The sequence below is a fragment of the Frigoribacterium sp. CFBP 13605 genome, assembly GCF_014839405.1.
Lineage (GTDB): Bacteria > Actinomycetota > Actinomycetes > Actinomycetales > Microbacteriaceae > Frigoribacterium.
Genome location: NZ_JACYNS010000126.1, coordinates 1 through 6277, shown reverse-complemented (window position 1 = coordinate 6277; position 6277 = coordinate 1). Strand labels below are relative to the sequence as shown.

General features: G+C 72.3%; 8 protein-coding genes. 2 read left to right on the top strand and 6 right to left on the bottom strand.

The window, feature by feature from the left end; all coding sequences use genetic code 11:
* Positions 1–52: 52 nt before the first annotated feature.
* From fliG to IFT36_RS14590, 5 genes are read right to left on the bottom strand one after another with little or no spacing between them, the layout of a single operon-like run.
* The gene (fliG, locus tag IFT36_RS14610) at positions 53–1108 is read right to left on the bottom strand and encodes a flagellar motor switch protein FliG (protein WP_159827884.1); all 1056 of its coding nucleotides are present in this window, start codon (positions 1106–1108) and stop codon (positions 53–55) included.
* A complete protein-coding gene (gene fliF, locus IFT36_RS14605) occupies positions 1105–2796 on the bottom strand; it encodes a flagellar basal-body MS-ring/collar protein FliF (RefSeq protein WP_200413505.1) in 1692 nt (563 codons plus the stop codon). Before fliF ends, fliG begins: the two co-directional genes overlap by 4 nt.
* Positions 2796–3152, bottom strand: coding sequence for a flagellar hook-basal body complex protein FliE (gene fliE, locus IFT36_RS14600; protein ID WP_123571316.1), 357 nt, complete (start codon positions 3150–3152; stop codon positions 2796–2798). The genes fliF and fliE overlap by 1 nt, the downstream gene beginning before the upstream one ends.
* Positions 3152–3547: a flagellar basal body rod protein FlgC gene (locus tag IFT36_RS14595; protein WP_043596823.1), complete on the bottom strand. Its 396-nt coding sequence runs from the start codon at positions 3545–3547 to the stop codon at positions 3152–3154. The genes fliE and IFT36_RS14595 overlap by 1 nt, the downstream gene beginning before the upstream one ends.
* Complete coding sequence (locus IFT36_RS14590) at positions 3544–3891, bottom strand: flagellar basal body rod protein FlgB (RefSeq protein WP_055975153.1); 348 nt, start codon at positions 3889–3891, stop codon at positions 3544–3546. The genes IFT36_RS14595 and IFT36_RS14590 overlap by 4 nt, the downstream gene beginning before the upstream one ends.
* Positions 3892–4083: 192 nt before the next feature.
* Between IFT36_RS14590 and IFT36_RS14585 the strand changes: the two genes are divergently transcribed.
* Together IFT36_RS14585 and IFT36_RS14580 are read left to right on the top strand one after the other, a co-directional pair.
* Positions 4084–4368, top strand: coding sequence for a hypothetical protein (locus tag IFT36_RS14585; RefSeq protein WP_200413504.1), 285 nt, complete (start codon positions 4084–4086; stop codon positions 4366–4368).
* Entirely contained in the window at positions 4361–5326 is a 966-nt protein-coding gene (locus IFT36_RS14580; protein WP_200413503.1) for a hypothetical protein, read from the top strand. Before IFT36_RS14585 ends, IFT36_RS14580 begins: the two co-directional genes overlap by 8 nt.
* A 188-nt stretch (positions 5327–5514) precedes the next feature.
* Here IFT36_RS14580 and IFT36_RS14575 read toward each other — a convergent pair whose 3' ends face one another.
* Positions 5515–6234, bottom strand: coding sequence for a response regulator (locus tag IFT36_RS14575; protein WP_200413502.1), 720 nt, complete (start codon positions 6232–6234; stop codon positions 5515–5517).
* Positions 6235–6277 lie beyond the last annotated feature (43 nt).

Below are 6277 nucleotides of genomic sequence, written 5' to 3'. Positions count from 1 at the left end.
CTCTCGACCTCGGCCGGGACGGCGTTAGCCCTTGCCCCGAAGGGGGGCCGGGCTACTCGACGAGGGCGTCGTCGTCCGAGCGGTGCATGGTGATCGCGCCCATCGCCTCGAGTTCGCGGATGGCGCGCACGACCGACGCCCGCGCCTCCTCGATCTGCGACTTGCGGACCGGACCCATCGACTGCAGCTCGTCGTCCAGCAGTTCGCGGTTGCGCTCGGAGACGTTGCCGCGGATGACCTCGGTGACCGCCGCCGGCGCGCCCTTCATCGCCGTGGCGAGGATCGCCGCGTCGATGCCGCGCAGCACCTGCTGGATGTCGCGCGACTCGAGCTTGACGATGTCCTCGAAGGTGAGCATGCGCGAGCGCACCTCCTCGGCCAGCTCGGGGTCGCGTTCGTCGAGGCCCTCGAGCAGCGCCTTCTCGGTCGCCACGTCGCTGCGGTTGAGGATCTCGATCAGCGGCTGGATGCCCCCGACGACCTCGACCTGGTCCCGCGGGGCGACGACGGCGCCGGCCCGCACCTTGAGGGTGGCCGCGACGATGCCGACCGACTCGGGGGTGGCCGTGCCCATCGTCGCGATGGCCTGGGCCACGTCGGCGCGCAGCTCGACGTCGAGGCCCGACATCACGGCGGAACCCTGCTGGGGCCTGAGGTGCGCGAGCACCAGGGCGATGGTCTGCGGCAGCTCGCCGTCGAGGAGCGCCACGACCTGACCGGCCTCGGCCTCGTCGAGGAACTCGAACGACTTGCCGGCCATGTTGGAGGCCATGCGCTCCATGACGCCGGCGGCACGCTCGGAACCGAACGACGCCTCGAGCAGACCGACGGCGACGTCGTGCCCGCCGCGGCGCTGGTAGCGGCCGCTGACGCTGAGGTCGTGGAACTCGGCCACGGTGGCCTCGGCGAGCACGGGGTCGACGCGACGCAGGCGCACGATCTCGGCCGCGATCTCCTCGGCCTCGACCTCGCTGAACTCCTTCATGACCGCGGCCGCGCGGGCCTGGTCCATCTGCATGAGGATGACCGCGACCTTCTGGGCGCCGGTCAACGGCTTGCCGACCCCGGGGACCGCGGGGGCGCCGAAGGTGGTGGGGACGAGGCTCATGCGGGCTGCCGGTCGTCCATCAGGCCGCGGAGCAGCTCGGCGGTCTTGCCCGGGTCGCGCTCGGCCATCGCGTCGATCTCGGCCCGGCGGCGCTCGGCCGAGACGAACTCGGGCGACGGCGTCGGGGCGTCGACCTCGAGCAGCTCGGTCTTCGGCTCGCCCATGCCGGGCAGGGTCAGGCGCGAGGTGGCGACGGCGTCGTCGAGCGACAGCGGCATCGTGGCGTCCCAGGTCTGGGCGCCGTTCTGCGGGGAGAGCTCGCCGAGGTCGACGTCCTCGCGGTCCTGGCGACGGCTGCGACGGGCGAAGACGATGAGCCCCACGATGGCGGCGATCGCGATGGCCGCGACGATGCCGACCGTGCGGATGGTGCCCCACATCGCCTCGCTGGCACTCGCCGCGTCGGCGGCCTTGAGCGCCTCGGCGGCGGCGTCCGCGGCCGAGGTGTCGAAGTCGACCTGCGCGACCTGGACGGTGTCGCCGCGGGCGGCGTCGATGCCGGCGGCGGCACCGACGAGGTCGCGGACGCTCTGCATGTTGACCCCGTTGGCCGCGGCCGAGTTCAGCGCGACCGACACCGTCTGGCGGCTGACCTCGCCGGCCGGGACGTTGAGGCTCTCGGTGACCTTGTCGACGGCGTTGTTCTTGGTGGTCGACTCGTTGGTGTAGCCCCCGTCGGCGCCGGTGCCCGCGGTGGTCGTGCCGTCGGCCGCCGTGCCGTTGGGCACCGCGATGTTGTCGGGGCCGAGCACGCCGGTCGCACCGGTGCCGTTCGCCCCGTTCGCCCCGGAGCCGTACTGCTCGGTGGTGCCCGACTCGTTCAGGGCGATCGGCCCCGAGGTCGGCTGCGAGAACGACTCGGTCACCTTGGTGCCCGAGCTCTGGTCGAGGTCGGCGGCCACCACGACGGACGAGTTGCCGGGGCCGACCATCTTGTCGAGCATGGCCTGGACCGAGGCCTGGACCTTGGACTCGTAGTCGCTCGCGTCGCCGTCCGCGCCTCCGACCGCTCCGCTGCCGACGGCCGAGAGCACCGTGCCCGAGGCGTCGGTGACGGCGACGTCGGTCGCCTTCATGCCGTCGACGGAGGCGCTGGTCAGGTTGACGATGGCCTGCACCTGCTTGGAGTCCAGCGTCGCACCGGCCTGGGTCTCGACGAACACCGAGGCGGTCGGGTCGCGCTGCTCGGCGACGAACACCGACTCCTCCGGGATCGCGAGCTGCACGCTGGCGTTCTTGACGCCGTCCATCGCCTTGATCGTGTTGGCGAGCTCGCCCTCGATCGCACGCTTGTAGGTGACGTTCTGCTGGAACTCGGACGAGGTGACGCCCATGGTGTCGAGCAGCGAGTAGCCGCCGCCCGAGCTCGCGGCGGGCAGCCCCGCGGCCGCGGCCTTGAGGCGCTCGTCGTAGACGACGTTCTCGGGCACGAGGATCGTGCCGCCGCCCGCGGTCAGCTCGTACGGCACGCCGTCGGTCTGCAGCAGTTCGACGATGGCGCTCGCGTCGGTCGGGTCGATGCCGCTGAACAGCGGCGTGTAGGTGGGCTTGCCCAGCCAGCTGACGAGCGCGACGACGCCGAGCACGAGGGCGGCGACCAGGATGACGGCGATCGTGCGCTGCGCGACCGTGAAGCTCTGGAGGACGGCACCGAGCTTGGCGAGCTGGCCCTTGACGGCGTTCGGCATCAGGCCTGCATCCTCATGATCTCGTTGAAGGCGTCGACGCCCTTGTTGCGGACGGCGCTGACCAGCTCGAGCGTGACCTGGGCACGCGTCGCCGCGATGGTCGCGTCGTGGATGTCGGTCAGGTCACCGGTGACGGCCTTGACCGCGAGGGTCTTCGCCTCGGACTGCAGCTGCTGCAGCCCCTCGACGGCTCCGGTCATGGTCGCGCCGAAGGTCGCGCCCGAGGCCGAGGAGGCGCCGGTCGCGCCGGCCACGCCCGTCACGTCGGACGCACCGCCGGCCCCCATGAGCGAGCCCACGTCGGCGAAGCCGGTCTGTTGCACGGCCCCGAGGGCCTGGATTCCTGCGATGGGCATCAGCCACGTCCGATCTGGAGTGCGGCCTCGTAGGCCGTCTTGGCACGGTCGACCACGGCGGCGTTGGCCTGGTAGCCACGCTGCGCCATGATCAGGTCGCCCATCTGGGCGCCGAGGTCGATGTCGGGCATGCGCACGTATCCCTCGGCGTCGGCCAGCGGGTGGTCGGGGAGGTACGTGACGCGGCCGGCCTCGCTGCCGTAGCGGTCGGCCTTGACGAAGACGCCGGACGTGCCGGCGCCCTCCTGCACCTCGACGTAGCGGGCCTGGAAGGCGGTGTCGTCCATCGACTTGACGGTGTTGACGTTGGCGATGTTGTCCGACACGGCGTCGAGCCACTTGCGGTGCACGGTCAGGCCGGTGCTCGCGATGCCGATCGCGTCGAAGGCGGTCACGAGTTCGTCCGGAACGCGGCGCGCACGGCCGTCAGCTCGGAGTTCATGGCCTGCGTGGCGAACTGGTACCGCAGCACGGTGTCGACGTTCGACAGGGTCTCGGTGTCGAGGTTCACGTTGTTGCCGTCGAGACGGGTCGGCTCGAGGCTGCGCGACGTGGATGCCTGGACCGCCCCGCTGCCGGACGCGACCGACCGGCCCAGCGCCTCCTCGAACTGCACGCGCTTGGCGGTGTAGTTCGGGGTGTTGACGTTCGCGATGTTCGCGGCGATCGTCTTCTGACGCAGCGAGAGACCGTCGAGGGCGCTCTGCAGCGCCGCTTGCGTCACGGATTCGAGTGGCATGCCTGTCCCGGTGGGGTCGATGGAGTGCGAGGGGCCGATCCGTGGCCGGTGTGCGAGCGATCCGTGCTCACGGCGCTCTATCGGCGGGGCGCGGGGCGACGTAAGCGGTGCGCAGGCGGCTGCCCCGTACTGGGGGCGGGCCGCCCCTGCTGCTAGCGTCGCGCCCAGGACCGGGGGGACGGAGGCGCGCGCATGGACGAGGACGGTCGACGGCTGTGGGGCCTCGGGGACGAGCACGCTCCCGACCCGGACGAGGAGATCGTCGTGGACGACGACGAGGCGGCCGCGGAGGCCGCTCTGGGTCGCCGGTCGGTCGGTGCCACGGTCGGACTCGTGTTCCTCGCCCTCGTGGTCGCGGTGGTCGCGGTCGGGGTCGTGCTGCCCCTGCTCCTGTGGCCGGTCGGTCTGTGGATCGGCCTCCAACGGCAGCCCGCCGAGATCGCGTCGCTCTGGTGGTTCGTGGGTCTCCATGGGTGATCGACGAGCGCTCTGCCTCGCGGCGCTGGGCATCGCCCTCCTCACCGCGTGCAGCACCGGCACGACGGGCCCTCGCGATGTGGACGACGGAAGGACCCTCGAGGAGACCGGCACGATCGCCACGGAACTGATCGACGGCCTCCAGGCCCAGGTCGACCCGACCCTCGTGGCGAGCGTCGAGGCCCAGGAGGACGGCGCGGCGTCGATCGGCGGCTCCGCGGACGACGCCGACGGCAGCATCCAGGAGTGGCGGGTGCTGCGGTACGTGAACCTCGTGCCGGACGCACCCCAGCTCGACGTCGCCGAGTCCGTGATCGATGCCCGCGTCGCGGACGGCTGGACGGTGGGTCTCGACCGGGAGACGTCGAACGCGGGAGGTCGCTGGGTCTCGTTGACCTCGGACGAGGACCGCTACGACGGCTTCGAGCTGACCGTGCAGGCCGGTGACAACGGGGCGTCGCCCGGGCAGAACTACGTCCTCCTCGGCGTGGTCGGACCGACCGTCGACGAGACCCCCACCCGGAAGTCGACCCCCTCCATCGAAGAGACCGGCCGACGTGCCGACGACCTCGTCGACCGGGTGGTCGCGCTCGTCGACCCGGCCGTCGTCGAGAGCGTCGAGGTGTTCGAGGACGGCGACGCCGGTGTGGCCGGCACGCCGAACGACCCGGACAGCAGCATCCGACAGTGGACCGTCGCGCATTCCGTCGTGCTCGTCCCGGGCGCCTCACGGGACGAGACGACGGCAGCGCTGGTCGACGCCCTCGTCGCCGAGGGCTTCACCGTCTTCGAGGACGACAGCACGCCGAGCGGCTCACGGCGGATCGTGACCGGACCCGGTGAGGGTGCGGACGAGCCCTACACCGTGACCCTCCAGGGCGGACCCGACAGTTCCCTCAGCCGCCTCATCGACGTGCAGGTGAACGGTCCGGTCGTCGAGACCGCACCGGCGGACTGAGCCGGCCCGCGCCTCCTCGGCGGCCCGCCCCGACGAGCGGGGGGGGCTTCGCACCGCCGACTGGACGTCGCACCGCCGACGTGGGCGGTGCGATGTTCAGTGGGCGGTGCGATGTTCAGTGGGCGGTGCGACGCGGTGGCGAGCAGGCGGACGAGCGAGCGGGCGACGAGCAGGAGGCGCGGGTCGGGTCAGGGGCGCGAGTAGCGGTGCTCGGGGCGGCCGGTGGTGCCGTAGCTGAGCTTCATCGTGACGAGACCGTCGGCGGCGAGCGCCGCGAGGTAGCGCTGCGCCGTGGCCCGCGAGACCCCGACCCGGGCGGCGACGTCGGCCGCCGACAGTTCGAGCGGCCCGACCCCGGCCCCGGCTCCGACCTCGGCGTCGGGGTCCGCGGCGACCGCATCCGCCTCGGCGCCGAACTGCTCGAGCACCGCCTGCTCGGTGGCCGACCGCGACGGCGAGGCCGCCTTCGCCGCGTCGCCGGAATGGAGGATGCGCAGGGCCCGTTCGAGCGCCTCCTGGTCGACGGCCGTCCGCTCGTCGAGCACGTTGCGGTACCGCTGGTAGGCGCGCAGCCGGTCGACCAGCGTGCCCGACGCGAACGGTTTGATCAGGTAGCCCAGCGCCCCGCGCCGCAGGGCCCGCCGCACGGTCGTGGCGTCCGACGCGGCGCTGAGCACGAACGCGTCGACGTCGACCTCGAGCAGTAGGTCGAGCCCGCTGCCGTCGGGCAGGTGGACGTCGAGCAGCAGCAGGTCGACGTGCCGTTCGGCGAGGACGCGGCGCACCTCGGCGACCGTGCCGACGGCCGGCAGCGCCCGCAGGCCGGGCAGCTGCTCGACCTGGCGGCGGTGCAGGTCGGCGACGTAGAAGTCGTCGTCGACCACGAGCACGGTGAGTTCGGTCGTCACGGGGTGGTCCTCTCGGGGGTGTCGGGGGCGGGCGGTCCGGGGG